The sequence below is a fragment of the Capnocytophaga endodontalis genome, assembly GCF_002209445.1.
In the GTDB taxonomy this organism is placed as follows: Bacteria; Bacteroidota; Bacteroidia; order Flavobacteriales; family Flavobacteriaceae; genus Capnocytophaga; species Capnocytophaga periodontitidis.
Genome location: NZ_CP022022.1, coordinates 1,212,353 through 1,239,015, shown reverse-complemented (window position 1 = coordinate 1,239,015; position 26,663 = coordinate 1,212,353). Strand labels below are relative to the sequence as shown.

Annotated in this window: 25 protein-coding genes; 11 read left to right on the top strand and 14 right to left on the bottom strand. The window is 38.0% G+C overall.

Annotation, left to right across the window (positions count from 1 at the left end; all coding sequences use genetic code 11):
• Nucleotides 1–5 precede the first annotated feature (5 nt).
• The 4 genes from CBG49_RS05825 to CBG49_RS05810 form a co-directional block, all read right to left on the bottom strand.
• Complete coding sequence (locus CBG49_RS05825; protein ID WP_088593751.1) at nt 6–1,205, bottom strand: DUF4876 domain-containing protein; 1,200 nt, start codon at nt 1,203–1,205, stop codon at nt 6–8.
• A 93-nt stretch (nt 1,206–1,298) separates the two neighbouring features.
• Nucleotides 1,299–2,201 (bottom strand): transposase, encoded by a 903-nt coding sequence (locus CBG49_RS05820; protein ID WP_088592837.1) that lies wholly within the window; start codon nt 2,199–2,201, stop codon nt 1,299–1,301.
• Nucleotides 2,202–2,501: 300 nt separating this feature from the next.
• Nucleotides 2,502–3,704 (bottom strand): DUF4876 domain-containing protein, encoded by a 1,203-nt coding sequence (locus tag CBG49_RS05815; RefSeq protein ID WP_088593750.1) that lies wholly within the window; start codon nt 3,702–3,704, stop codon nt 2,502–2,504.
• A gap of 53 nt (nt 3,705–3,757) precedes the next feature.
• Nucleotides 3,758–6,310 carry a TonB-dependent receptor plug domain-containing protein gene (locus CBG49_RS05810; RefSeq protein ID WP_418219533.1) on the bottom strand — a complete coding sequence of 851 codons (2,553 nt, stop codon included), beginning with the start codon at nt 6,308–6,310 and terminating at the stop codon, nt 3,758–3,760.
• 285 nt (nt 6,311–6,595) lie between these two features.
• Between CBG49_RS05810 and CBG49_RS05805 the strand changes: the two genes are divergently transcribed.
• Nucleotides 6,596–8,017, top strand: a complete 1,422-nt coding sequence (locus CBG49_RS05805; protein WP_088593748.1) for an MFS transporter — start codon at nt 6,596–6,598, stop codon at nt 8,015–8,017.
• A gap of 79 nt (nt 8,018–8,096) precedes the next feature.
• On the opposite strand, the gene CBG49_RS05800 is transcribed toward CBG49_RS05805, so the two are convergent.
• A complete protein-coding gene (locus CBG49_RS05800; protein WP_088593747.1) occupies nt 8,097–8,549 on the bottom strand; it encodes a DUF2004 domain-containing protein in 453 nt (150 codons plus the stop codon).
• 583 nt (nt 8,550–9,132) lie between these two features.
• On the opposite strand from CBG49_RS05800, the gene CBG49_RS05795 reads away from it, so the two are divergent.
• From CBG49_RS05795 to CBG49_RS05780, 4 genes are read left to right on the top strand one after another with little or no spacing between them, the layout of a single operon-like run.
• Nucleotides 9,133–9,441, top strand: coding sequence for a hypothetical protein (locus tag CBG49_RS05795; RefSeq protein WP_009411593.1), 309 nt, complete (start codon nt 9,133–9,135; stop codon nt 9,439–9,441).
• Nucleotides 9,442–9,487: 46 nt separating this feature from the next.
• Nucleotides 9,488–10,492 (top strand): hypothetical protein, encoded by a 1,005-nt coding sequence (locus tag CBG49_RS05790; RefSeq protein ID WP_088593746.1) that lies wholly within the window; start codon nt 9,488–9,490, stop codon nt 10,490–10,492.
• A gap of 19 nt (nt 10,493–10,511) precedes the next feature.
• Nucleotides 10,512–11,483, top strand: a complete 972-nt coding sequence (locus CBG49_RS05785) for an RHS repeat domain-containing protein (RefSeq protein ID WP_162613457.1) — start codon at nt 10,512–10,514, stop codon at nt 11,481–11,483.
• A 6-nt stretch (nt 11,484–11,489) separates the two neighbouring features.
• Nucleotides 11,490–12,122 carry a hypothetical protein gene (locus CBG49_RS05780; RefSeq protein WP_088593744.1) on the top strand — a complete coding sequence of 211 codons (633 nt, stop codon included), beginning with the start codon at nt 11,490–11,492 and terminating at the stop codon, nt 12,120–12,122.
• Between the two features lie 236 nt (nt 12,123–12,358).
• Here CBG49_RS05780 and rpoB read toward each other — a convergent pair whose 3' ends face one another.
• From rpoB to CBG49_RS05735, 9 genes are all read right to left on the bottom strand, one after another.
• Nucleotides 12,359–16,168 carry a DNA-directed RNA polymerase subunit beta gene (rpoB, locus tag CBG49_RS05775; protein ID WP_088593743.1) on the bottom strand — a complete coding sequence of 1,270 codons (3,810 nt, stop codon included), beginning with the start codon at nt 16,166–16,168 and terminating at the stop codon, nt 12,359–12,361.
• Between the two features lie 58 nt (nt 16,169–16,226).
• On the bottom strand, nt 16,227–16,688 hold the full coding sequence (locus CBG49_RS05770) for a hypothetical protein (RefSeq protein ID WP_088593742.1): 462 nt from the start codon (nt 16,686–16,688) through the stop codon (nt 16,227–16,229).
• Between the two features lie 141 nt (nt 16,689–16,829).
• On the bottom strand, nt 16,830–17,210 hold the full coding sequence (rplL, locus tag CBG49_RS05765) for a 50S ribosomal protein L7/L12 (RefSeq protein WP_002680017.1): 381 nt from the start codon (nt 17,208–17,210) through the stop codon (nt 16,830–16,832).
• A gap of 53 nt (nt 17,211–17,263) precedes the next feature.
• A complete protein-coding gene (rplJ, locus tag CBG49_RS05760; protein ID WP_009411589.1) occupies nt 17,264–17,779 on the bottom strand; it encodes a 50S ribosomal protein L10 in 516 nt (171 codons plus the stop codon).
• Nucleotides 17,780–17,801: 22 nt separating this feature from the next.
• Nucleotides 17,802–18,491 carry a 50S ribosomal protein L1 gene (gene rplA / locus CBG49_RS05755; RefSeq protein ID WP_088593741.1) on the bottom strand — a complete coding sequence of 230 codons (690 nt, stop codon included), beginning with the start codon at nt 18,489–18,491 and terminating at the stop codon, nt 17,802–17,804.
• Nucleotides 18,492–18,503: 12 nt separating this feature from the next.
• On the bottom strand, nt 18,504–18,941 hold the full coding sequence (rplK, locus tag CBG49_RS05750) for a 50S ribosomal protein L11 (RefSeq protein ID WP_002679988.1): 438 nt from the start codon (nt 18,939–18,941) through the stop codon (nt 18,504–18,506).
• A gap of 48 nt (nt 18,942–18,989) precedes the next feature.
• Nucleotides 18,990–19,541, bottom strand: coding sequence for a transcription termination/antitermination protein NusG (nusG, locus tag CBG49_RS05745; protein WP_002679816.1), 552 nt, complete (start codon nt 19,539–19,541; stop codon nt 18,990–18,992).
• Nucleotides 19,542–19,552: 11 nt separating this feature from the next.
• Nucleotides 19,553–19,738 carry a preprotein translocase subunit SecE gene (gene secE, locus CBG49_RS05740; RefSeq protein ID WP_088593740.1) on the bottom strand — a complete coding sequence of 62 codons (186 nt, stop codon included), beginning with the start codon at nt 19,736–19,738 and terminating at the stop codon, nt 19,553–19,555.
• A gap of 106 nt (nt 19,739–19,844) precedes the next feature.
• Nucleotides 19,845–21,233, bottom strand: a complete 1,389-nt coding sequence (locus CBG49_RS05735) for a leucine-rich repeat domain-containing protein (RefSeq protein ID WP_088593739.1) — start codon at nt 21,231–21,233, stop codon at nt 19,845–19,847.
• A gap of 307 nt (nt 21,234–21,540) precedes the next feature.
• Here CBG49_RS05735 and CBG49_RS05730 point away from each other — a divergent pair, with 307 nt between their 5' ends.
• From CBG49_RS05730 to CBG49_RS05715, 6 genes are all read left to right on the top strand, one after another.
• Entirely contained in the window at nt 21,541–23,679 is a 2,139-nt protein-coding gene (locus CBG49_RS05730; protein ID WP_088593738.1) for a peptidylprolyl isomerase, read from the top strand.
• 653 nt (nt 23,680–24,332) lie between these two features.
• Nucleotides 24,333–24,974: a pyridoxamine 5'-phosphate oxidase gene (gene pdxH, locus CBG49_RS05725; RefSeq protein ID WP_088593737.1), complete on the top strand. Its 642-nt coding sequence runs from the start codon at nt 24,333–24,335 to the stop codon at nt 24,972–24,974.
• A gap of 96 nt (nt 24,975–25,070) precedes the next feature.
• On the top strand, nt 25,071–25,196 hold the full coding sequence (locus CBG49_RS16285) for a hypothetical protein (RefSeq protein WP_256387538.1): 126 nt from the start codon (nt 25,071–25,073) through the stop codon (nt 25,194–25,196).
• A gap of 68 nt (nt 25,197–25,264) precedes the next feature.
• A complete protein-coding gene (locus CBG49_RS16280; protein ID WP_256387537.1) occupies nt 25,265–25,387 on the top strand; it encodes a hypothetical protein in 123 nt (40 codons plus the stop codon).
• A gap of 84 nt (nt 25,388–25,471) precedes the next feature.
• Nucleotides 25,472–25,834 (top strand): hypothetical protein, encoded by a 363-nt coding sequence (locus CBG49_RS05720; RefSeq protein ID WP_088593736.1) that lies wholly within the window; start codon nt 25,472–25,474, stop codon nt 25,832–25,834.
• The gene (locus CBG49_RS05715) at nt 25,827–26,585 is read left to right on the top strand and encodes an nSTAND3 domain-containing NTPase (RefSeq protein WP_088593735.1); all 759 of its coding nucleotides are present in this window, start codon (nt 25,827–25,829) and stop codon (nt 26,583–26,585) included. The genes CBG49_RS05720 and CBG49_RS05715 overlap by 8 nt, the downstream gene beginning before the upstream one ends.
• Nucleotides 26,586–26,663: the final 78 nt, after the last annotated feature.

The following is a 26,663-nucleotide window of genomic DNA, read 5'->3' as shown; positions in this document are numbered from 1 at the left end:
ACTTTTCACTTTTTAAGTGATGGTGTTACATCGGGATCAAAATCTTCAGTAGAGTTATTGGTGTCTTTAAAGATAGGTTTACCGTTGTTTTCAGAGAGGACTTTACGGCGTACGGATTTGCCATAACGTGCGGGATCATTGTCTTTTTTGCCACAATACGTCCATCCACTATCTAAAGAAGGAGCGGTTAGAAGCCATTGGAATTTTCCTTTTACACTTACATTCACAGCATCGAGTATCCACGAATTAGGAATTTTATAAGTTTCACCTTCTCGAAATATTATTTTATAAGTATACTTGTAGTCAGTTAAATAGGATGCTATTGTAATTCCTTTAGGCAATCGGGCTATTACATAGCTCTTGTATCCACGATTGTGAAAAGCTACATAACTATGGGTGTTGAGTACATTGGTTACCTTAGGGTTGTCCTCATCTTTTATCTGTTCATAGTAAATTTCAAAATCGGCTTTTGATAAATCGAGAGAATTAGTGTTGTTCTCTTTGTGATTGATAGCTTGATCGGCTATAACTATCCACTTACCAGGGGCAACAGGATACTGAGTTCCATTACCAGGTATTTGCACGATTCCTTCTACAGAGAAAGCTTCATCTATAATATCAGGCTCAACTTTTTGTCTACTTGTTGTAAGGAACTTAGAGTCAGCTATTAATAAACCATCGGCATAGAGCACTTTATTTGTAGGGTTATAAAGTTTGATATACTGGTCGCCTTCATACTGTTTGCCTTGTGGGGTTAAGGAACCTGTAAAGTAGATTTCTTCGATAATGAAATCACCATCTTCTGAGGAGGTAATTTTCAGACTAAGGGGTAGCGTATAAGTAGTAGCTGTAAGGATATCGAGTTTATTCATAAAACCTACAACTTCACCTGCATAGGTAGTGCTACTTTGGGTGTAACTCACAGTACCTGTGGCACGTACCTCATAGCTACCCGCAGGAATACTCAGTTGGAAATCGTTGGTAGTAGTGTTGTGATATACTTTTTCTACCTTCTCATTCTTGTTGAGCTCGGTAAGGGTAAGGGTGAGGGTACCATAGTGAGTAATGTTTACTTTATCAGGAGCTTGTAAATGAAGGGTTATGTTCAAAGGTTCGGTAGCGATACCGTTGTTGTCATCTTTCTTACAAGCATTTAGGAGCACTAAAGCAAGTGCTACAGCTAAAAATTGTTTTAAATGTTTCATATTAATACCAATTTGGTGCAAGCCGCACGGGCAGTTTGGTGCGAGCCGCACGGGCAATTTATTAATTTGTTAATTATAAATGCTAATCAAGGTTTAAAATAAATTTTCAAAGAGTAATGCAGTAGCTATTTTTCCAAAGATATGGACAAAAAGTCCTTTGCTAGAGCGCACTTTTCCAGCATATTGTATTTGAGTCTTTTCATTCAACCAATTAAAGAACGATTCAATAGGTTGTCTTATAGATGAAACAGCCTTATTATACAAAGATTCAAAAGCAAAATCTCTCTGTTTTAATACTTCTGACTTGTTCTTTTTCATTTTTATAGGTGTTATCATTTCACTATTATTTGATTTCAAAACTTCATTAACAGCAGCACTTTGATAAATCTTGTCAGCAATAAAACAAGTATCTGTTAGCTCTTGCCAATTTTCTTTGAAAACACTTAAATCATTTTCACTAGCTTTGGTAACAATATAATCTTTCAAATAAGGAAGAGTACCTTTTTGATAAGCACCTAAGGCGTGTAGTTTCACACCATAATACCACATTTTTTTCGAGGAACAATAGCTTTTATCAGTAAAATCACGAGCTACTTTTCCTTTGCCATTTCCTTTACAAGTAACAATAGGACAAGAGTCTAAAATATTGATAGACATTTCTCTTTGCTCTGACATTCCTATTAAAATTTGTTCAATAGATATATGCTTAAAGACTTCGCTAAGTCTGTTTAAACGATTATTAAAGGCTTGATAAGAAGGTATTTTAGGGAACCAATCAAGCCAGTAATCTTTGATGAAATTATACATTTCTTTTATTTTGTACTTGTGTTCAACACCAGTGCAAAATAGATAAATTGTAATAACTTCTTGATCTGTAAATACAGGTTTGTTGTTATTGCTAAATCGCTGACAAAAATATTGTAAATAATTATCGTATTTTTGACATATTGTTAAATATATTTTTACTAATTTTGTCGCCGTAGTCTGATTTATCATTTATATCTGATTTTTTTTTGACACCACAAAGATAGTGATTTATCAGACTACTTTTATTTTTTCTACTTTTTCAACTCTTGATTCGCATTATAAAGAGGTTATCCGAAAAGTTTTTATATTGTGAGGGCGTTTGCAAAAAGTTTTTATACTATAAGGGCGTTTGCAGCACATACCCAGCTATCGCTGGCTTTCCTACATAACATACTATAAAAGTAATTGATTATCATTTATATACTTTGTCAAAGTCCAAGGACTTTGACAAAGTTTGCAATGCACCTATTACTTGTTAGCTGTTAGTTATTACTTTTTAAGTGTGGGTGTATTGAGTATCTCGAAATCGTCGGTAGAGTTATTGGTGTCTTTAAAAACGGTTTTACCGTTATTTTGAGAGAGGACTTTACGACGTACGGATTTGCCATAACGAGAAACATCTCCTTCTCCTTTAGCTACATAAGTATAACCAGCATCTAAAGAGGGAGCTGTAACTATCCACTCGAAACCTGATTGAGTACTTAAATTTACGGCATCTACTATCCAATTATTAGGGATTTTCAAAGCCTGTCTCTGCATTAATTTTGTTCCTATTTTGTATTCATAGTTATACTGAAGTGTAGAAGTAGCAGTACCTTCAGGGAAACGTGCTATCACATAACTTCTATTGCCTCTATTATTAATTATAAAAACACCATATAAGTTGATATTGTTAGTTACTCCTACCCCATCAACGTCTTTCACTTTTGGAGGGTAGAAGCTTTCAAAATCAGCTTTTGAAAGGTCTATAGAATTAGGGTTATTTTCTTTATGATTAATTCCTTGTTCAGCAATTACAATAGACTTCCCTGGTTGCACAGGATATTGAGTGCCTGTACCTGGAATCTGCACCATACTTCCTGCTGTAAAGGCTTCTGCCATTACATTGGGGGTATAATCTCTTTTGGTTACTGTTAGGAACTCAGAATCTGCTAAAACCAAACCATCAGCATAAAGAACTTTATTAGTAGGGTTATACAATTTGATGTACTGATCACCAAAATACTGTTTACCTTCTGGAGTGGCTGTACCTGTAAAGAAAATTTCTTCAATGATAAAATCTCCATCTCCTGAAGGACTGAGTTTTAGGCTAAGGGGTACTGTGTAGGTAGTAGCTGTAAGAATATCAATCTTACTTACAAATCCTGCTACTTCACCCGTGGCGGCGGTGCCACTTTGGGTGTAATTTACGCTACCTACAGCGCGTACTTCATAACTACCTGCAGATAATTCCAACTTAAAATCACTACTTGATACATTGTGATATACCTTTTCTACCTTCTCATTCTTGTTGAGCTCGGTAAGAGTAAGGGTGAGGGTAGCATATTGAGTGATAGCTACCTTGTCGGGGGCTTGTAAATGAAAGGTTACAGAAAGAGATCCTGTAGGAATGCCATTGTTGTCGTCTTTTTTACAAGCGTTTAAGAGCACTAAACCAAGTGCTACAGCTAAAAATTGTTTTAAATGTTTCATATTAATTAATTTGTTGTGAGCCGCACGGGCAGTTATTTGTTATTTGTTAATTGTTATTTGAGTGAAACGTTCATTTCCATTCCGAAATAGGGATTGATGAGTCCGCGGCGGTTGATATATTGTCCGTTCACGCGGTAATCTTCATAAAAGTTAAACAGATTGTTTACGTACATTGAGAGCGTAAAGTACTTATAGAAATCTTTAGATATTTTTAGATGTATGTTCATCGACAATGGGGTTCTATCGCTGAGACTTACAGTTGTAGGGCGTATGAGCCATTGCAGTACGGGGTCATTAGCTTCTGCCGCTGTATATGGGTGACGTACACCATCCTCACTGATGTAGTGAGTGGGTACACGACTAAGTGACGGATTAGTGCTAATAGTATACCAAGTGAGGTCGCAACGCACAGAGGTAGTAAGTTTTAGTTCGGGGAGGTAAGTATCGGCAATAAGACTGGTTTCCAGCTGTTCGCGGTCGTACTTCTCCACTTCGGGGTATACCCCCAGATTGTAATGTTTGCGGTTGTTGATCACATTTTTATCGGCAGGGCGATATACGGGCAATGAGTTGTAATACAAGCTGTGAAACCACGCTCCACTGAGTGTAAAACGAGTGTTGAGCAACTGGAGGCGCTTACTGCTGTACTGAAACTCAACCCCTTGTTTATCGATAGCTGATCCATTGCTCTCTATATCTGAGAGAATCAGAGCGTTTTGCACTGTATAGGGCAGATTTTCCACCAAAGGAGGAGCTGTAATTGTGTTGTGATTGAGTCCTGTAGCATCGTATTTTTTATAGAATGCCTTATGATAATCGCTCATTTTTCGAAAACCCGATTGCATACGCTCATCAAAATAAGTGATGAATAGCGAATGGTGGTTGTATTCTAACCCAAGGCGCACTTCGGTTTTGTTATTCACCGCAGGCATAATGCTGTAGTTCACTTGCGGAAAAATGTAAGTTTTGTAGTGCAATTGGCGGTAAGCTTTTTGACTGTGATAGTAATTGAGCTGTACAAAATCTTCGTATTTATCTTGAGGGTAGAGCATTTCTTGAGTGGGAAGTTTGCTGTGTTTTCCCCAACCTGCTGTAATGCTGATACTGAGAGCATTTTGGTTAGCGAACTCGATTTTTGGGAAAGTAACTTTCATATTCACACGAGGGTCAAAACACACCTTGTTATGCAATGCGTAGCGCGAGTCGAGCCCCAAAAGGGTGTTGGCACGCAAACCAGCACGCACGAGAAATTGGGTATGCCAAAAAGTTTTTTCTAACTGCTCTTCAACGTAAAAAGCCATATCTTGCATTGCAGGAATGCTCTTAAAAGTACGTGGACGGGTGTCCATTTCGGGTGATGGAGGGTGCGCTAAATCGTATACCTGCCCCAGACCGTTGTTTTTGTTGTAGTTGTAAGTAAGTCCGATGAGCAATTCGTTGCGATAACCCGAAAATAGCTTGTAAGAAGTCGTTGAGAGGTCGGCATAGAGGTGTAGCGGTTTGCCATCGACGAGCAAGTGCGACACATAGTGAGGATCGGAGAATACCCCATAAAATTCACCAGCTTCTGTGTTTGTGAAAACGGGGCGTGCATTGGTGATTTGCACCCATTTATCTTGCTCAATACGGTCGAAACTCTGTGAGTAACTAGTTTTGAGTGCCAATGCTTTGAAGAATGTTTTAGGGAACTCCCAACTCAGCCCATTGGCAATGCGGATATTATTGTAAGTAGATTGATAAGCGTCATAGCGATCGAAGCCCACATCGGGGTCGCGCTTTTCCTTATCGATAGTACCCGTATAGTCGATGCTAAAATTCCACGTAAGCGGATTTTCGGTATCAAAGCGTTTTTCAGCACGTGCTGAAGCAGTATAACGCTTGTAGTTTTCAAAGCTGTTACGCGGGTCGGGTTGGGCATTCAAATAATCCAAACTAAAGTTGAGTTTGAGGCTACTTTCAAAAAAACTGAAACCTTTACCTATATAGAAAAGTTTGCTAAAACCATCGGCTTTGGCACGTGCCCTAAGGGGAGTATAGCCTTTTTTGCGGTGAATTGTTACTACCCCACTGCTGATATCACCAAATTTCACCGATGGGATTCCGCGTATAATCTCCACTGTTTCAATATCATCGGTAGCGATGGTGCGCATATCCACCCCCGAGCGGGTAGTGTTGCGCTTCTTATCGGCGTAATTCGATTGAGGGGTGATAATCATTCCGGTACCTACCGTAGATTGCATATTGTTATTTACATCTAAGGGAACACCATCAATATTGAAGCCTACGCCTAAAGAGGAAATACTATAGCCGTCCATAGGCGTTCCTGTCTGCCTGAGAGTGAGCGTATTGGCATAGTTCAGTGAGGGAGTAGTAACTTGCCGACCAGGGAGCAAACTCACTAAATCGGCAAAGCTAGAAGGCTGAAGGTGTCGCATAGCCTTGCGATCAATAAGCGAAGTAGAAGTAGGTGCAGGAAGTTCTTTAGCAGTTACCACTACTTCCTCTAACTGAATAGCTTGAGTAGTAGCAGTAACCGTGGTGGTAGCTGTTTGAGCGTAAAGTGTTGGGTAGAAAAAAGAGAATAAAAAGAATATCCCAATAAAAATATTAGGAAAGTAATAGAGAGGACAATGTATTCTTTCACTTTTCACTTTTCACACTCATTAAAATCGGGGACAAAGGTAATACTTTTTTTGAATTGCATAAAACAATTCTAAATAAAAGTGTGAAATAATTCTAAATAGGGTAAAAGAAAAATAGTAAACACTTTGTTATATTTACAACAAAATATTTATCCTTTGTAGAAAATGCGTATTTATTTTTCTGAAGATGAGATATTAGCTACCTTTGCACTCAAAATCTAACGTCGGACGACTTATAACTTACGAACTATGTTAAATAAATTTTCTCCTACTTTTTGGGTAGCGAGCTTCCTTCAGCTGATGGAACGCTGGGCTTATTACGGTATTTTTACGCTTTTGGGGCTTTATTTAGTTGCCTCTACTGATAAGGGCGGACTTGGGTTTGACCACTTGCAAAAAGCGAGTATAATGGCAAACGTTTCGGCTATTCTTTATCTTTTGCCTCCTATTTTTGGAGTGATTGCCGACCGTATTGGCTATAAACTTTCGTTAGTAATTTCGTGTGCTATTACAGCGGTAGGCTATTTTTTGATGGGAGAAGTTACCGATTATGCAGCGGTGTACTCTATATTTCTCTTATCGGCTGTTGGAGCAGGATTCTTTAAGCCTGTAGTCAATGGTATTGTAGCGCGTAATACCGATGAGACCACCAGCACTATGGGGTTTGGAATTTTCTATATGATGGTGAACATAGGGGGCTTTTTAGGTCCTGCAATGTCGTCCTACCTCCGCACCGAATACGGTTGGCGCATTATCTTTATACAAGGAGCTGTAGTAATGACTATCAATGTGTTAGTAGCTTTATTCCTCTATAAAGAACCTAAACTCGCTCAAAAAATTAGAAAGCCTTTGCTCACCGAAATCAAAGAATCACTGATGCATATCGTTGAGGCTTTGAAAGACCGCCGACTTACCGTACTATTGCTTTTGATGGTAGGCTTTTGGACGATGTTCAACCAGCTGTTTTACACCCTGCCTAACTTTATTGAAGATTGGGTAGATTCATCGGCATTGAGTGCGTGGATTAATGAAAAATCAACTTTTTTGGGCACTATCCTCACCTCTGAAGGACAGGTGAAAGCCGAGTGGTTTATCAACATAGATTCGTTTATGATTATCTTCTTTCAAGTGCTTGTATCGTATTTTGTAACCAAAATGAGCCACGTGAGCGCTATGATTAGGGGGACAGTTATCGCTACTTTAGGGGTAACGCTTACTTTTATGTTCAACAATCCGTGGTTCACCATTATAGGCACCGTGATTTTCTCGATAGGTGAAATGGCTTCCAGCCCTACCCTATCGGCTTTTGTGGCTCAAATTACACCTAAAGGCAAAGAGGCGCTCTATCAAGGTACGGTGTTTTTGCCAGTAGCTGCAGGAAATTACCTCACAGGCTTCTTTTCAGGACATTTGTATACTGAATGGTCTGATAAATACGGTTTACTAAAAAAAGAATTAGCCAAACGTGCTATTGAGATGCCTGAGAACCTCACTAAAACTCAATATTTTGAGTTGGCAAGTCAGAAATTAGGACTCAGTCAGTCACAAATCACTCAATTGTTATGGGATACTTATGAACCTGCAAAACTCTGGTATGTGATTTGTGCTTTGGGGGTATTTGCAGCGGCATCATTGTATATTTACAATAAACAGGTAACAAGAAGCAATTAACAATTTAAACTTTATCAAAAGTTTTTTGTACGTGCGGCTCGCACCTTTGCTAAAGGTGCGAGCCGCACGTGCTAATAACTTACGTTTCAATCGTAAAGCGTATGATTTTTCTGTCTTCATCTACCATTACTACAAGAATTTCATCGGTAACTTCTGGTAAAGTATAGTCGAAACTCGCAAACTCTGTCGCAAAAAGGGAGATATTGAGATTGGTAAGCTCAAGTGCTGTGAGCAATTCTTCCCCCTGCTCATCAGCCATTTCTTCTACTATTTGCACATAATCTTTCACCATAGATTCCTCACCAGAGCGATACTCTTTTATAAATTCTTTGCGTATCTGCTGGTCGAGTTCAGGCAAGTGTTCTAACAATTGCTGAATAGCTGTCCCCTGAGCTTTAGAGGGTGTTTCCCCCATACAGTCAATAGTGATTGACACTGAGGAGCCGTTGATATCCACATCTTCTATTTCTTGGTAATCATCATCTTCAGAAAGGGTAACCTTCCCGAAATAGGGTAATTTGTAGGTAGCCATAATGTTTAATATTTAGGCGACAAAGATAGCAAAAACCAACATATTCACAAATACAAAAGTCAGTTTTACATATTAACAACAATTCAAATTCATTTGATTTTTAGCATCTTACAAAATACATCTAAAAAATAAATGTTAAAAAATTTGCATAGTATAAAAATTCACCGTAACTATGCACCAAAATTAGACAACCGAGAACAATTTAAACACTATTTAACTGCGGTTAAATAGCCATTTAAAGATATAAACAATATTAGCGTTTCGCTTTACATTTTCCTTTACAGAAATACGACCAATTTTTCAACACCAGGAAAGTGAAGTGGAAGTGCCTGCGGTTACGTGGGCATTCCTTTTTACTTTGGTGTGCAGCCTTTGGTCGGGCTTCTGTGATGAGTAAACAAGGAATGCACCGCGTTTTTTTTATGTTCTTATATTGAAAAAAATATTAAATGGTCATACTTTGACCAATACCTGCTGTAATTTTGCAACCAAAATAAAACAGCTATCCGAGGGGCTGTATATAACAAAGGAGTAACCGAAAAGCCTATAAGTGAGTAGAAAAATAACCTTAAACTTTATAACAATGCCAATATCAAATGTAGAATTAAAAAACAGAATGTATTATGTGTATGACGAAAAACAAAAAGAGATTGCACATAAACATCAGAATAATGTTGGAGAACTGATAGGTTTCAGTTCAGAACTTATTGTTTTTTATAACAATAAAATGTACTATGTATATGATGAGAATCTTAAAGAAATTTCTCATAAACATGAAAACAACCTTAGTCAATTTAAAAATGTAGTAGGAAGAACTATTACATTCACAAATGGCAAAATGCTATATGTCTATGATGAAAAACTTAAAGAGATTTCTCATAAATGGCTATAAGAATAAGTAGGGGCACTTTTTTGCCCCTACTTCTAAAACTTTATAAATGATGAAAAAAGAATTTTTCAAAAGCAAATTACTCATCGGCTTAGCTACTTTGTTGGCTATTTCACTTAGTATTTTTATCTTTAATGCTATTTACCAAAACGAACTCCCTAAAATAGTAGAAGAAATCAACAACTCTGCCATAGGGGCTATATTTACCGCTATCGTTACTGTATTCCTTTTGCAAGGACAAACTGCCAGCGAGGAAGACAAAGAACGCAATGTAAAGGTTTTCGAGAAAAAATCAGAACTCTTTAATAACTTTATTGAAGAACTTTGGAAAGTGTGGGAAGATAGAAATATCTCATTAGAAGAACTTAATCATTTACTCAAATTAGTTGCTAAAGATATTATCCCTTATGCTAAACCACAAAGTGCTAAAAGCATCTTGCAATCGCTCAATGCGATAGCTGTAGACACACAAAATGTAAACCAAAATAAAACTGAAATACAAGCTCATCTATATGCTATCATCAACACCTTGTCTAAAGAAATAGGATTAGGCGGAGCTATTGAACACGAAGTTGCTACTGAGCTTAACAAACTTGAAAATCACATCCTTCCTTATCTAAATAAAAAAGGCTATATACATAAAATCAACTCTTTACTCCAAGAAAAGTTAGATAAAACCTTAACCGATTTCACTGTAGAAGACGATATACTATGGTGGCGAGTAGGAGGAAAGGATACAGGTATGTGGCTTAGAGTAGGCGATACCAATAACAGCGGACAAATATACCTCACTTTCTGGTCAGAGTTTTTTAGCAATCGTCAATACACGCCTTACCGCTATGCCCAAAAAGGCGAATCAAAAGACTGGATACAAGGTTATAAGTCAAGTGAAACTTTTAATTATAACCTATTGCGCAAAGGCGAAGAACTTAGCTCTGAAAGTGTAGAAAAACTCGTTAATGAAATTGTTGCATTCTACCAAGAACCTTTAGATGGAATAAGTAAGACCATTGATGAACTCATCGAAGAGTGTAACCCACAAAAGGAAGTTTAATTTTAAAATACATATCAAAATGAAGAGATATATTTTTATACTTATTGTGTTATTCTTAGTACTCTCTTGCAATTCTCAAAATAGTAATACCTCCATCGATACTACAACGTTCAATACTGAGGTTTTGAAAGGAAAAGTAAAAACTTTAAAGGAAACTATGTATGAGATTGATGACAACCAAAATAAAACACTTTTCATTACAGAAGAAGAACGTCCATATAAGATTTCCTTTGACGAGAAAGGGAATATAGTAGAAAATGAACAATATAACTCAGAAGGAGAAGTTTTCCTCAAAAATATAAATGTTTATACCTATCAGAATAACACTATTAAGAGTAGGGAAAGTTATTGTAAAGGATATTTTTGTATAAATGAAGGAAAAAGAATTACTAAATACAATGATAAGGGTTTAGTAATTGAAATTGTAACATACGACTCTTCAGGTGGCGTCCTTTCTACTGAAATATTTGAGTATGATGATAAAGATAAACTTATCAAAGAAACTTTAAAAGGTTTTTACTATTCTGAAGGTGGTGACTTTGAGATAGAAAAAATACCTATAGACAAAATTCGTACTTATAATTACAAATATGAAAATGGGAATCTAACAGAGGAAAGCTCTTCTGATGGTGAAATGAAAAAGTATGATTCACAAGGTAGAATAGTAGAGGAAAAAAGATGGGATAATACAGATTATTTTTATAGCTATGATAGCAATAATAATCTAATTAAGAAAATTCAAATCTACCATACAAATTCTGTATTAGAAAGAATAGAAACTACCTACAAGTACAATGAGAGTAATAATCTTGTAGAACAAACAACTTCAGATGGTAACAAAACTTTTTACAAGTATGACCATAAGAACAATCTTATAGAAGAAGTTTCTAATGAGGGAAATAAAATTACTTATAAATACGACGAAAAAGGTAATTGGGTAGAAAAGCGTCAAAATAAAATTCTCACCGAAAGAACCATAGAATATTATTAACAAAATATGCAAACAAACCAATTTAAAAATGTATTGTTCACCCCTTACATTGGTGAAAAATACCAACAAGGATATCAAGGCAAGAAAGTATTAGTGTTAGGTGAAAGTCATTATAGTGCCGATGAAAATGGGAATGCCTCTCTTGATGATCCTACTTTCACTAACTATATAGTACAAGAGTTTATAAACTATCAGAAAGGTAAAAGAGGACACAGCAACTGGATGAATACCTTTACTAAATTTGCAAAAGTTTTTCATAATGGCGACCTCTCTACTAATGAAATAGTGGATTTTTGGGAGCGAGTAGCTTTCTATAACTATGTACAAGAGCCAATGGCAGCTCCTCGTCAGTCTCCTACTACTGAACAATTTACTAAATCAGAAAAGGCTTTTTGGGAGGTGTTAGAAGTCTGCCGACCTGATATTATTGTAGTATGGAGTCATAGACTTTGGGTAAAAATGCCTTATACAGGAGAATACCAATCTAAAGAAAATACATTCATCAATAAAGGTAAAGGCTTCTATTATTACAAAGTAGGAAATAAAGAGATAGCGGCTATGTATATTCCACACCCTTCAGCACAAAATTTTCAATACCAAACAGTCTACAATGAACTGAAAGAAGCTTTCAATTTGTAAAACTATTTATTATACTTCAGTAGAGCACTTTGTGTTATACTGAAGTTTTTATAACATTAGTTCAATATATTTCTTGTGTTAAACTTACGTTATTATGAAAGTATACAAATACATCTTTTCTCTAACTCCTATAAAAACAAAAATTCCAAACTACTGAATATTCAATAGTTTGGAATTTTATTTCTAATGAATGACGAATCACTTATTATTTGTAATTCGTCATTCGTAATTAACAATTATTCTTCAAGTCGGATATCCAATCCAAGACCTTTAAGTTCGTGCATCAATACGTTGAAAGATTCTGGCAAGCCTGGTTCTGGCATTGTCTCACCTTTTACAATCGCTTCATAAGTTTTGGCACGACCTACTACGTCATCGGATTTTACAGTTAAGATTTCGCGTAAGGTACTAGATGCTCCATAAGCCTCTAATGCCCATACCTCCATCTCTCCAAAACGCTGACCACCAAATTGGGCTTTACCTCCCAATGGCTGTTGTGTGATGAGTGAGTACGGACCGATAGAACGTGCGTGCATCTTATCGTCAATCATATGTCCGAGTTTGATCATATAAATCACCCCTACAGTGGCTTTTTGGTCGAAACGTTCACCGGTACCACCATCGTATAGGTAAGTATGACCAAAACGCGGTACACCTGCTTCATCAGTAAGCTCATTGATTTGCTCAAGTGACGCTCCATCGAAGATAGGAGTTGCAAACTTCTTACCGAGTTTTTGTCCTGCCCAACCCAATACAGTTTCATATATCTGACCAATGTTCATACGTGAAGGTACCCCAAGTGGGTTCAACACGATATCTACTGGAGTTCCGTCTTCAAGGAATGGCATATCCTCATCGCGAACGATACGCGCTACGATACCTTTGTTACCGTGACGACCCGCCATCTTATCCCCTACTTTTAACTTACGTTTCTTAGCCACGTAAATTTTAGCTAATTTTAGGATACCTGCAGGCAATTCGTCACCCACAGCAATGGTAAATTTATCGCGACGCAATCCTCCTTGTAGGTCGTTTTCGCGAATGCGGTAGTTGTGCAAGAGGTCATCTATAAGTCCGTTGATATGTTTATCATTAGTCCATCCTGCAGAAGTAAGATGAGCATAATCTTCAATACCTTCAAGTACTTTTTTGGTGTATTTCTTACCTTTAGGTACAATTTCTTCTCCAAGGTCGTTTACTACTCCTTCTGAAGTTTTTTCAGCTACTAAACTAAATAATTTTTCTAATAATTTAGTACGAAGTACTTCGAATTTAGCATTGTAGTCAGCTTCTAATTGCGCTACATCTTCTTTATCTTTACTGCGTTTGCGTTTATCTTTTACTGCGCGAGAGAACAATTTCTTGTCGATTACTACCCCGTAAAGTGATGGAGAGGCCTTTAGAGATGCATCTTTCACATCACCTGCTTTATCACCAAAGATAGCACGGAGGAGTTTCTCTTCAGGAGTAGGATCAGATTCTCCTTTTGGAGTAATTTTACCTATAAGAATATCTCCAGGGCGTACTTCAGCACCAATGCGAATCATACCGTTTTCATCCAAATCCTTAGTAGCATCTTCCGATACGTTAGGAATATCATTGGTAAGTTCTTCAGCACCTAACTTAGTGTCACGCACTTCAAGCGCATATTCATCAATATGGATAGAGGTAAAAATATCATCGCGTACAGCACGTTCTGAGATTACAATCGCATCCTCGAAGTTATACCCTTTCCAAGGCATAAACGCTACTTTCATATTGCGACCAAGAGCTAACTCTCCGTTTTCAGTAGCATAACCTTCACAAAGCACTTGTCCTTTTTTCACACGTTCGCCTTTTTCTACAATTGGCTTAAGGTTGATACAAGTACCTTGGTTAGTTTTTTGGAATTTGATAAGGTTGTATACTGTTTCATCAGGGTCGAAGCTCACGAGTTTTTCCTCATCGGTACGATCGTAAGTAATGATGATTTTTTCAGCATCTACATAATCTACTACCCCATCGCGTTCAGCATTCATAAGCACACGAGCATCCGATGCTATACGGCGTTCCAAACCTGTACCTACAATAGGAGCTTCTGGTTTTAACAAAGGCACTGCTTGACGCATCATATTTGAGCCCATCAACGCACGGTTCGCGTCGTCGTGTTCCAAGAAAGGAATAAGAGAAGCTGAAATAGAAGCGATTTGGTTAGGCGCCACGTCTATATATTGTACTTCGTTAGGTTCGATTACAGGGAAGTCACCATCTTCTTTTACAACCACTTTTTCCTCAATGATATTAGCTTTATCGTCTAATGCAATATTTGCCATACCAATTTTGAGTCCTTCTTCATCTTCGGCAGTAAGGTAAGTCATATCTTTGAGATCTACCTTTCCATTAGTAACTTTGTGGTAAGGGGTCTCAATAAAGCCCATACCGTTTACTTTAGAAAATACCGCTAATGATGAAATCAAACCGATGTTTGGTCCCTCAGGGGTTTCAATTGGGCACAAGCGTCCGTAGTGAGTATAGTGTACGTCACGAACCTCAAAACCTGCACGTTCACGTGATAAACCTCCAGGTCCTAAAGCTGATAAACGGCGTTTGTGAGTAATCTCGGCTAATGGGTTCGTTTGATCCATAAACTGAGATAATTGGTTTGTGCCAAAGAACGAGTTGATTACAGACGAAAGAGTCTTAGCGTTAATCAAATCAATAGGTGTAAATACCTCGTTATCACGTACGTTCATACGTTCGCGGATAGTGCGTGACATACGAGAAAGACCTACACCAAACTGAGCTGCCAACTGCTCTCCTACCGTGCGCACACGACGGTTAGACAAGTGGTCGATATCATCGACCTCTGCTTTAGAGTTGATGAGCTCAATCAAATATTTTACAATGGTGATGATATCCTCTTTGGTAAGCACTTGCTTTTCCATAGGGGTATCTAACCCTAATTTTTTATTGATACGGTAACGCCCTACATCTCCCAAGTTATAACGTTGATCTGAAAAGAACAACTTATCAATAATACCGCGAGCAGTTTCCTCATCGGGTGGTTCGGCGTTACGCAATTGTCGGTAAATGTGTTCTACCGCTTCTTTTTCAGAGTTGGTAGGGTCTTTTTGTAAAGTATTGTGGATAATAGTATAATCTGTAGCCTGACTGTCTTCTTTGTGAAGAAGAATAGTTTTTACATCAGCATCTAAGATTTCTTGAATGTTATCCTCATCGAGCACAGTATCGCGATCGAGGATAATCTCATTACGCTCAATAGATACTACTTCTCCTGTATCTTCATCTACGAAGTCCTCGTGCCAAGTGTTAAGTACACGAGCAGCCAAACGACGACCGATGTATTTTTTAAGCCCTGTTTTAGAAACTTTGATTTCTTCGGCAAGGTCGAATATTTCTAATATATCTTTATCGCGTTCAAAACCAATCGCACGGAAAAGTGTAGTTACAGGCAATTTCTTTTTACGGTCGATATAAGCGTACATCACATTGTTGATGTCGGTAGCAAATTCAATCCACGAACCTTTGAAAGGAATGATACGTGCAGAATAGAGTTTAGTACCATTAGCGTGAAACGACTGACCGAAGAATACCCCAGGAGAACGGTGTAATTGAGAAACTACCACGCGTTCAGCACCATTGATAACGAAAGTTCCGCTGGAAGTCATATAAGGCACAGTTCCCAAATATACATCTTGTACGATAGTTTCAAAATCTTCGTGCTCAGGGTCGGTGCAATAGAGCTTCAATCGGGCTTTCAGAGGCACACTATAGGTAAGACCACGCTCAATACACTCTTGTATAGAGTAGCGAGGAGGGTCTACGAAATAGTCGAGAAACTCCAATACGAATTGGTTACGAGTATCGGATATAGGGAAGTTTTCCTTAAAGGTATGGTACAATCCCTCGTGAACTCGGTCTTCCGACTTGGTTTCCATCTGAAAGAACTCTTGAAACGATTTGATTTGAATATCCAAAAAGTCAGGATATTCAGGAACGTGTTTCACAGAAGCAAAATTGACTCTTGCGGTTTGATTCGTAAGCATTTTCTTTACTTTAATATTATTGTTTAGTGTGTTAGTAGTAAGTTGTTATCATTAGTTGTTAGCTGCCACAGTAGATAGGCAATATAGCTATTCCATTTTCTCCTCTTTCTATCTCTGTACCTTCATAAAATACGTGGTCTCCTAATTCTTTATTTGCCTGTTGGTTATGTACTTTCATTAAGAGTTCATACCCCAAAAAGCTCTTGCCATTATCAGGAAGCAAAGTTGCTGCTAATTCTACCTGATAACCATACTCATCATCATCTGGTTCTTCTTCAAAAATATCATCATCTTCCATCAGTTCCTCGTTAGGCAGTATATCTTCTGGGTGTACCCAAGCCATATATTGCATTTCAATCTTAGGCTCATCAATTACTAGCTCGTCTAATCGCCATTCTTTTTCGTTTTCACAGCTAATATTATACTCTTCGATATCCTTTTTAAACTCTTCTACAGTATTGTAATATTTTTTAGAGAAACTCCAATAGATGTTATTTAAACGTTCAAGATGTTTGCTCATTTTGTTTTTATGTTTATATTTGGCAAGAGTATCTATTCTCTACCATAATATTGTTGTTGTATTGTTGCCTTAAATTACAAAATGGTTTAGGTCTTTTTGCCATTGAAAAAGACCTAAACCTTATAGGGTTTATAAGTAAAATTATTTCAATTCTACTTCAGCACCAGCTTCTTCTAAAGATTTTTTAAGCCCTTCAGCTTCTTCTTTAGAAACACCTTCTTTTACTTTTGAAGGAGCGCCGTCTACTACTTCTTTAGCTTCTTTAAGTCCAAGACCAGTCAAGTCTTTTACTAATTTAACAACCGCTAATTTGTTAGCACCTGCTGATTTCAAGAATACATCAAATTCTGTTTTTTCAGCGGCTGCTTCACCAGCACCACCTGCAGCTGGACCTGCTGCTACTGCTACTGCTGCTGCAGCTGGCTCAATGCCATACTCTTCTTTCAAAATTTGAGCAAGCTCGTTTACTTCTTTAACGGTTAAGTTTACTAATTGTTCTGCGAAATTTTTTAAATCTGCCATTTTTTCTATCGTTTTTGTTTAATTGTTTAAAAATAAATTCTGTGTGTTCTGTTTTACTTTTCAGATAAAGTTTTGATGATACCAGCCAATTTGCCGCCACCTGATTTGAGAGCTGAAACAACGTTTTTGGCAGGTGATTGGAGCAAGCCAATGATTTCACCAATAACTTCATTCTTAGATTTAAGAGCTGCTAAGGCATCTAATTGATTGTCGCCAATAAATACAGCCGCATCTACATAAGCTCCCTTTAGAATAGGTTTTTCTGATTTTTTGCGGAATTCTTTGATGAGTTTTGCAGGTACATTTCCTACCTCAGCATACATCAATGAAGTGTTTCCTTTAAGGATATTTGGCAATTCACCAAATTCTTTTTCTGAAGCTTCCATTGCTTTAGCAAGCAAGGTATTTTTCACAACTGCTAATTTGATATTCGCTTTGAAACAAGCACGACGTAATGCCGTTGTATCTTGAGCGTTCAAACCAGTTAAATCTGTTACATAAATAACATTATTATCAGCTAACTGTGCAGTTAAATTATCTATTACTAATGATTTTTCTTCTCTTGTCATAATTTCGGTTTTTAACTACAAATTAAACTGTTTTAGGATCTACAGCTACACTTGGGCTCATAGTAGATGAAAGATAAATTGATTTCATATACGTACCTTTAGCAGCGGTAGGTTTCATTTTTATTAATGTTTGAATCAACTCGTTGGCGTTGTCTACAATCTTATCAGCAGTAAATGATACTTTACCGATAGAAGCGTGTACGATACCAGTTTTATCTACACGGAAATCGATTTTACCAGATTTCACTTCTTGTACAGCTTTACCAATTTCCATAGTAACAGTACCGGTTTTAGGGTTTGGCATTAAGCCTCGAGGCCCCAATACACGCCCTAAAGGACCTAATTTACCCATTACAGCAGGCATAGTAACGATTACGTCTACATCAGTCCAGCCGTCTTTGATTTTTTGTAGATACTCATCAAGCCCTACATAGTCGGCTCCAGCTGCTTTAGCTTCAGCTTCTTTCTCTGGAGTTACTAAGGCAAGTACACGAACATCTTTACCAGTTCCGTGAGGAAGTGTAACTACACCGCGTACCATTTGGTTTGCTTTACGTGGGTCTACGCCTAAACGCACTGCAATATCTACAGAAGCATCAAATTTAGTGTAAGTGATTTCTTTCAATAATGCTGAAGCCTCTTTGAGTGAATAGAGCTTATTTCTATCAACTTTAGCAAGAGCTTCTTTGTGTTTCTTTGTTAATTTTGCCATATTGCTTTGCGATTAAAAAGGTTTTTCTCCTGTTACTGATATACCCATTGAACGTGCCGTACCAGCAACCATACTCATTGCAGACTCGATTGTAAATGCATTCAAATCAGGCATTTTGTCTTCTGCAATTGCTTTCACTTGTTCCCAAGTGATACTTGCTACTTTCTTACGGTTTGGCTCTCCGGAACCTCCTTTAACCTTAGCGGCTTCCAACAGCTGAACAGCAGCAGGTGCAGTTTTGATAACAAAGTCGAAAGACTTGTCTTTGTAAACGGTGATAACTACAGGAATTACTTTTCCTTGTTTGTCCTGTGTTCGAGCATTGAACTGCTTGCAGAACTCCATAATATTAACACCGGCAGCACCTAATGCGGGTCCAATTGGTGGCGAAGGATTCGCTTGACCTCCCCGAGCTTGTAGTTTAACTACTTTACTAATTTCTTTTGCCATTGTTTATAATTAATAATTTATTTAAATGCCTCTTTTACGAGGACTTTGTTACAATTTTTCTACTTGGGTGTAGCTGAGTTCTAAAGGTGTTTTACGCCCAAAGATTTTTACCATCACTTCAAGTTTGCGTTTCTCTTCGTTCACACGTTCTATAGTACCATTAAAACCATTGAAAGGACCATCAATAAGTTTTACCATCTCGCCTACTTCAAACGGAATAGCTACTGTTTCTACTGTTTCAGCTAATTCATCTACCTGACCAAGCATACGGTTTACATCAGCTTTGCGCAATGGCAGCGGGTCACCTCCTTTGGTTTCACTCAAGAAACCTACTACCCCTGGTATAGACTTAATGATATGCACTACCTCACCTGCTAAGTGAACTTTCACCATTACATAGCCAGGCATATGCACTCTATCCTTGGTGATTTTTTTGCCATTACGCACTTGAACCACCTTTTCAGTAGGCACTAACACTTCCTCTACATAGTCAGCATACCCCAATCGTGAGGTCTCGTTCTCTATGTAGTTCTTTATTTTGTTCTCCTGACCGGTAACGGTTTTAATTACATACCATTTTTTTTCTATTAATCCAGACATTCTTGCTGTTTTTATTTCATAAATTCAAAATACTTACCTATGAGGTATTCAAATGAAGAATCCATTCCCCAAATTACTAAAGAAAATAGAATAGAAAATACCACTACTACCAACATTTCCTTCTGTGCATCTGAAATATTAGGCCACGTAACATGGTTTGTTAGCTCTTCATAAGACTCTTTAACGTATTGAATCATAACTTATTAGTATTATTAATGAATAATATTACGCCCAATTATGTGCGCTTTTGGGTGGCAAAAGTACGGTGATTTTTTTAATCTACCAAACTTTTTAGAATATTTTTTATTCCAAAATACAATCTTTCCATACTTCTGCTTGTCTATAGAGCTCTAATGAACGATATGGCACTACCACTTTCCCCTTATATCCGAAACTGCGATTCACTACAGGTGGAGTGAGTGCTCGGCAATGCAATTCAGCAAGACCACTATTTTCAAAGGCTGCCAAATCTATCTTTTCTACTGTATTAGGCAATTTTAACTCTTTCAAGTTTACACACCCATAAAACGATTGTACCCCTATAGAAGTTGTAAATTTAGACAAGTTTACTTCAGTAAGATTGGCACAATTATAAAAAACCTTAGCAGCAACATCTACCACTGCACGAGGCAACTCTATTGTTTGCAAGCTAACACATTCAGCAAAAGCAAACACACCTATATATTTAACATTTTCAGGTAAATCAATATACTGTAAATTCTTACACCCATAGAAAGCTCCATAGAAAATATCAGTGAGAGCCAAAGGCATTTGTACAGCAATCAGCGAACTACAATTCCTGAACGCCTGCATATTGATTTTCTCCACCGTATCCGGAATTACCACCGAACTCAAACTCGTACAATCTAAAAAAGTATCGTTTAATATATGACGCAAACCATAAGGCAATTTCAGCGTTGCCAAAGCACTACAACTATGAAAAGCACTTGCTCCAATAAAAAACACACTATCAGGAATACTTATTCCCTTAAGCGATTTGCAATACTCAAAAGCATCGTCGCCTATACTCTCTAATCCTTCAGGCAACACCAATTCAGGAAGCGACTCACAATACGCAAAAGCACTGCTCTTAATATGCCTTAAACTCGGCGGCAAAGTCACCTGCACAAGCGCCTTACACTGGTAAAACAACTGCGACGGAATCACACTAAAAGTGTTACCCAAAAAACTCACCTGCTTGAGCCCCGAACAATCCATAAAAGCACTGCTGCCAATAAGACTCATAGACTCGGGTATTTCAATGCGTTCCAGAGCAAAACAACCTCTAAAAGCCTCCTCCCCTATCGTCGCTACCGTATTAGGTAAGTTAATATCCTTCAGCTTAACGCAAAAAGCAAACGCCTGCACCCCAATAGCCGTCACCGAGTTAGGCAGCATCTCCACTTTAGTAAGATGATTACAACCCGCAAAAGCGCGATCCCCAATAGTGGTTACCCCACCCGAGACACTAATCCTTTGCAAGCGCGTACAACCTTTAAATGCCTCAGCTGCAATTGCTTTCACCGTGTGAGGCAACGCTATATAGCCTTCTGAAGGTATCTTAGTATTCTCACACTTGAGTAAAACCCCTTCCTTGATGAAAAGCGCTTCAACACCTTGCTGAGCCAACACTAATCGTACGCTGAAAAACAATACTATAAACAAGTATTTATAAAGAGTCGTAGTCTTCATATCTTTATATATCAAAGGGCAAAAGTACAAAATAATTGCCAAATAGCAAAAAAAGCACCTCATTCGAACACACAACGAACACGTAACGAAGACACAACGAACCCCCTCCCTACTTACAAAAAACTACATCAAAAAAACATAAAATCACCCCTACCCCACTCAACAACAATTTCTTACCTTTTACCTCTTACCTCTTATCTTATAAAAAAATCTTAAAAATATTTTTGCATTTCCACAAAAAGTATTACTTTTGCCGTTTGATTAATAACACCAAACAATTTTATACTTTTATAAACGAATATAAACAATGGCAGTACTCGAAAAGATTAGAAGTAAAACCGTATTCCTTATCGCGATTATAGGGCTCGCCCTCTTCGCTTTCATCATCTCCGATTTCATCGGTAAAGGGCGCTTTAGCAACCACATGCCTAACGAAATAGGTACCGTAAACGGCGAAGATGTCTCTATTGATGCCTTCCGCGCTCAAGTCGAAAACGCTACTCGTCAAGCTAACGGACAAGTAAGCAGCATCGAAGCCGCTAAATACGTGTGGGAACAAAAAGTCCAAGAAATCCTCCTCAACCAACAAATCGAAAAACTCGGCCTTAGTGTCGAAAAAGACCAAATCTTGGCTATCCTCGCTAAAACCCCTCTAGCGCAAAACCCTCAATTCGTGAATGAACTCGGCGTGTTCGACCCCCATAAATTCACTTCCTACTTAGCTACCCTCAAAAGCACCAACCCCGAAGCCTATGCTCAGTGGAAAATCCAAGAAGACGCTATCGTAGAGGGCGCTAAACAACAAATGTATTTCAGCCTCATCCGCGCTGGACTCGGCGTTACCAATACCGAAGCCGAAATGGAATACCACCAAGAAAAAGACCTCGCCGATATCAACTATGTTGCCCTCCAATACAGCAGCATCGACGATAAAAATATTACCGTTACCGACGGCGAGATTCAAGATTACATCAAAAAACACGAAAAACAATTCAAACAAGAAGCTTACCGCAACATCCAGTACATCGTCGCTGCCGAAAAACCTTCAGCTAAAGATATGGAAGCTGAAAAACAAAGCTTGCTCAAACTCCTGCAACCCGAAGTCGTGTACAACAGCAAAACCAATAGCAACGACACCCTCCCTGGATTCGCTAAAACTAAGAATATCAAAGAGTTCGTCGATCGCAACTCTAATGTCCCTTACGATAGCACTTTCGTAAATAAAGACAATATCCGCTCTGCTTACGCCGATACCCTTTACGCTCTTCCTGTAGGTAAAGTATTTGGTCCTTACGAAGAAGACGGCAACATCAAACTCAGCCGTATGGTTGCCAAAGAGCCCGCCGGAGCCGTAAAAGCAAGCCACATCCTCATCGCCTACCAAGGAAGCCAAGCCGCTACTCCTAATACCACTCGTACTAAGGAAGAAGCTAAGGCAAAAGCCGAAGAACTCTTGGCAAAAGCCAAAACAGCAGGAACTGATTTTGCCGAACTCGCTCGCGAAAACTCTGAAGAACCTGGCGCTGCCTACAGCGGTGGAGACCTCGGATTCTTTGGAAAAGGCGCAATGGTAAAACCTTTCGAAGAATTCGCTTTCGCTAACCCCGTTGGCAACATAGGTCTTGTTGAAACCGACTTTGGGTTCCACGTTGTAAAAGTTACAGGCAAAGCCGAAGCCGTAAACATCGCCACTATCAGCCGTGCGGTAGAACCATCTGAAGCCACTGTAAGCGAGATTTTCTCTAAAGTTTCTAACTTCGAAATGAAGGCTTCTCAAAATCCAAAAGAATTTGCAAGCATCGCCAAAAAATCCAACCTTTCAGTACTCCGCGCCGATAACCTCCATAAAAACGACGACCAAATCATCGGATTAGGTAGCAACCGCGCCATCGTACAATGGTTGTTCAATAAGGACACCAAAGTAGGTGACATCAAGCGATTCAATGCCGGAAGCAACAACATCGTCGCTCAATTAGTAAAACAAGGTGAAGAAGGACTCAGCTCTGTACAAGATGCCGCTCCTATCATAAAACCTATCCTCATCCGCGAAAAGAAAGCCGCTATTTTAAAAGAAAAAGCCAAAGGCAACAGCCTCCAAGCCATCGCTTCAGCTAACAAAACTGAAGTAAAAAGCGCTACAGGTCTCGTGATGAAAAACCCAACTATTATAAGTGATGGTTTTAATGGTACTATAGAAGGTCGCGAACCTAAAGTAGTAGGTGCTGCCTTCGGACTCAAACAAGGTCAAATTTCTAAGCCTATTGATGGTGAAAATGCGGTATATGTAATCCAACTCACTTCAGCGACTATAGCCCCTGCAATCACCGATTACAGAACCCAAGCAGAAACCGTTGAAAATCTCCGTACCGAGCGTGCCGCACAAAGCATCCTCAAATCATTGGAAAACAGCGCCACCATCAAAGAAAACCTAAGTTCATTCTATTAATAAATAGGAAACAAAAATCAGAAAATATAAAAATAGGAGTTAAAGAATCCCAACATTCTTTAACTCCTTTTATTTTGCCAATTAACATTTTATCCCTACCTTTGCCCCAAATAAATATTCACTTTTAACTATGCGTCGCTACACTCTGCTAAAGTTCCCTGCTTGTGCGGCTCGCACCTTTGGCAAAGTTGATTATTCTGATAATCAATCGCTTTTGCGGTATTTTGTGTAGGGGCGTTTTGTAAACGCCCTCCTAAAAATAAACTTTTCGGACAACCTCCAAAAAAATAAACTCATTTATTCGCAATTTATTTCTGTTTAACTATAAAAAAGTATACAAACCTGAAATTCAATCACTTTTAGAGTATGTTGTGTAGGGGCGTTTTGCAAACGCCCCCCTCAAGAAAAACTTTTAAAGTCCCCCTTCTTTGAGTTTCTCCTAGATCCTCTGAGACCCTCCAAAAACTTTAAAAATCATCACAATTGTCAATTGAAAGAATTCTTTTTCTTTTAGATAGAGCAAGCTTGTAAATTGTGTCCATTCTAATTTTTAAGTTTGCTAATTATTTTCTATCTTTGCACCACTAACTCGTTACTCACATACTCAGCTGTCAGCCCTCGCTGGCTTTACCTATTACCTGTTACCTAAACAAATGGATTTAAGCAACTACCGAAAAACTTACGACAAACGCGTGCTTTTAGAAAGCGATGCTCCGGAAAACCCTATGCAACTCTTCCAAACTTGGTTTTACGAAGCCGATGAGAGCGACAGCGTAGACGAATCCAACGCAATGTCAGTCAGCACCATAGGATTCGACGGATTCCCAAAAACCCGCGTTGTACTCCTCAAACAATACACTTACGAAGGTTTTATTTTCTACACTAATTACGAAAGCGAAAAAGGCAAAGCCATTCTCGCCAATCCACATTTGTGTTTATCCTTTTTCTGGCCCTCTCTCGAACGACAAATCATCATCAAGGGAATAGCCGAAAAAGTCGCCGAAAACACCTCCGATGGCTATTTCGAATCCCGTCCTCTTGGCAGTAGGTTAGGAGCCATAGTTTCGCCGCAGAGTGAAGTCATCCCCTCAAGAGAATACCTCGAAGAGCGTTTACATCAATTAGAAAAAGAGTATGAAGGCAAAGAAGTACCCCGACCAGCCTATTGGGGAGGTTTTTTAGTCCGTCCTCAGAGCATCGAGTTTTGGCAAGGACGCCCCAACCGTCTCCACGACCGCCTGCGCTACACCCTCACCAAAGACTACGACTGGAAACTAGAACGCTTAGCACCGTGATGAAGAGATGTAATATATTTTGCAAAGTTTTTACGATTTATTTGTTTATTTGCTAATTATATGTACCTTTGTGGTATTAATATAATTTGTTAAAATATGAAAACACGTACTAAGATTTTGATTGTGGTGGTTTCTGCCCTTATGGTGGCTTTGTTACGACAAGATTGGGATAGCCTTGTAAGTTCGTTTTGGGAAGGTTATCAGCTGGGAAAACAACGCTAAAATGTAACTAAAATTTTATACCAAGGATAGTGAAAGTTCTATTTTTGATAATAAATAATTAAAAAGATATGAAGACAAAAACAGGAAAATGGATTACAGGTACTTTTTTTATTATGATGGCAGTGGTGTATTTGTATAACAACTGGTCATCATTGAAAGAAGGCTTTTTGGAAGGGCTGTATGGCAACTAAAAGGTGTTGTAGTATACTTGCAGGTTTATTTATAAATTATAGGGGACTGTAGGAAGAACTATTTATTATATTACACATTAAAATATGATAGAGAAAGACTATTTGAAGAAACAAATAGATCTTTTTTTTGAGGAACTTACTGCTTTGCTAGCTAAGAAGCCTTTTAAAGAAGAAAAGTTAAAACATTTAGAAGGGTATGCTGAGAAATACACTCGGCATACCCTTACTTATTTTATGAATACGCCTGTGGAGGCTATATTTTTGGAATATGAAAACGATGTGAATACATTAGAAATTATTTCGGAGTTGCTCCTGCAGTCTAACAACGAGCCCGCAACCCTACAGAAAACCGCCCACATCATTAAATATGTAGATGCCGTCAGCAAAGACTTTTCATTTAGAAGAAAAAACAACTTAGAAAAAATTAAACAACTCAAATATGAATAACGATTACAAAAATTTCAAGCAATTATTAGAGTATTTTGTAGCGCACTTAGAGTATTGCGTTACCAAAAACAAGGAGAATAGAGGTTATGACAAATACATCAAACTATTTGAAGATAGAGGTAGCTTTAAATGGAGTGGTTTTGGTCGTAAAGAAGAAAGAATACAAAACCAAGTCAAGAATTGGGAAAACTATCAAAATGGTAGAATTACTATAAATATATTAGCATCTTCTTATACCAATAGAGGTAGTTACCTAAATTGGATACACACTTCAATAAATGTAATTGCTGTTTGGCAAAAGGATGCTAATAGTATTGAATATCTAAGAATTGTAAAAAACTCATATCCTATTACAAATGCAGAAGAAGTTTTGACTCTTAGTGTACAAAAGTTAGGACTCTTCGATGATCAAGAACCCAATGACAAGTTGAAACATTTTTTTGATAAATTTAATGAGTTAATTATGGAAGAAAAAGGAAAAGGAAAAGTCTTTCAGTATGTTCAAAAACTAAAAAGCTCTAAAAACATCATTCTTACAGGCGCCCCTGGTACTGGTAAAACTTTTTTAGCTAAAGAAATAGCTAAACAAATGATAGGGGAAGACGATGAAGCCTTAGCAAAAAGCCCTCAGTTTGGCTTTGTACAATTTCATCCTTCTTACGATTATACCGATTTTGTAGAAGGACTTCGCCCTACTAATAACGACAATGGAAATGTTGGCTTTGAATTAAAATTGAAACTACTTATATAATCTATTTTAAATAAAGAAGATACAGGAATTACAAGAAGATTAGGTAATGATTTAGTAATAGCTCTTATTTCATTTGAT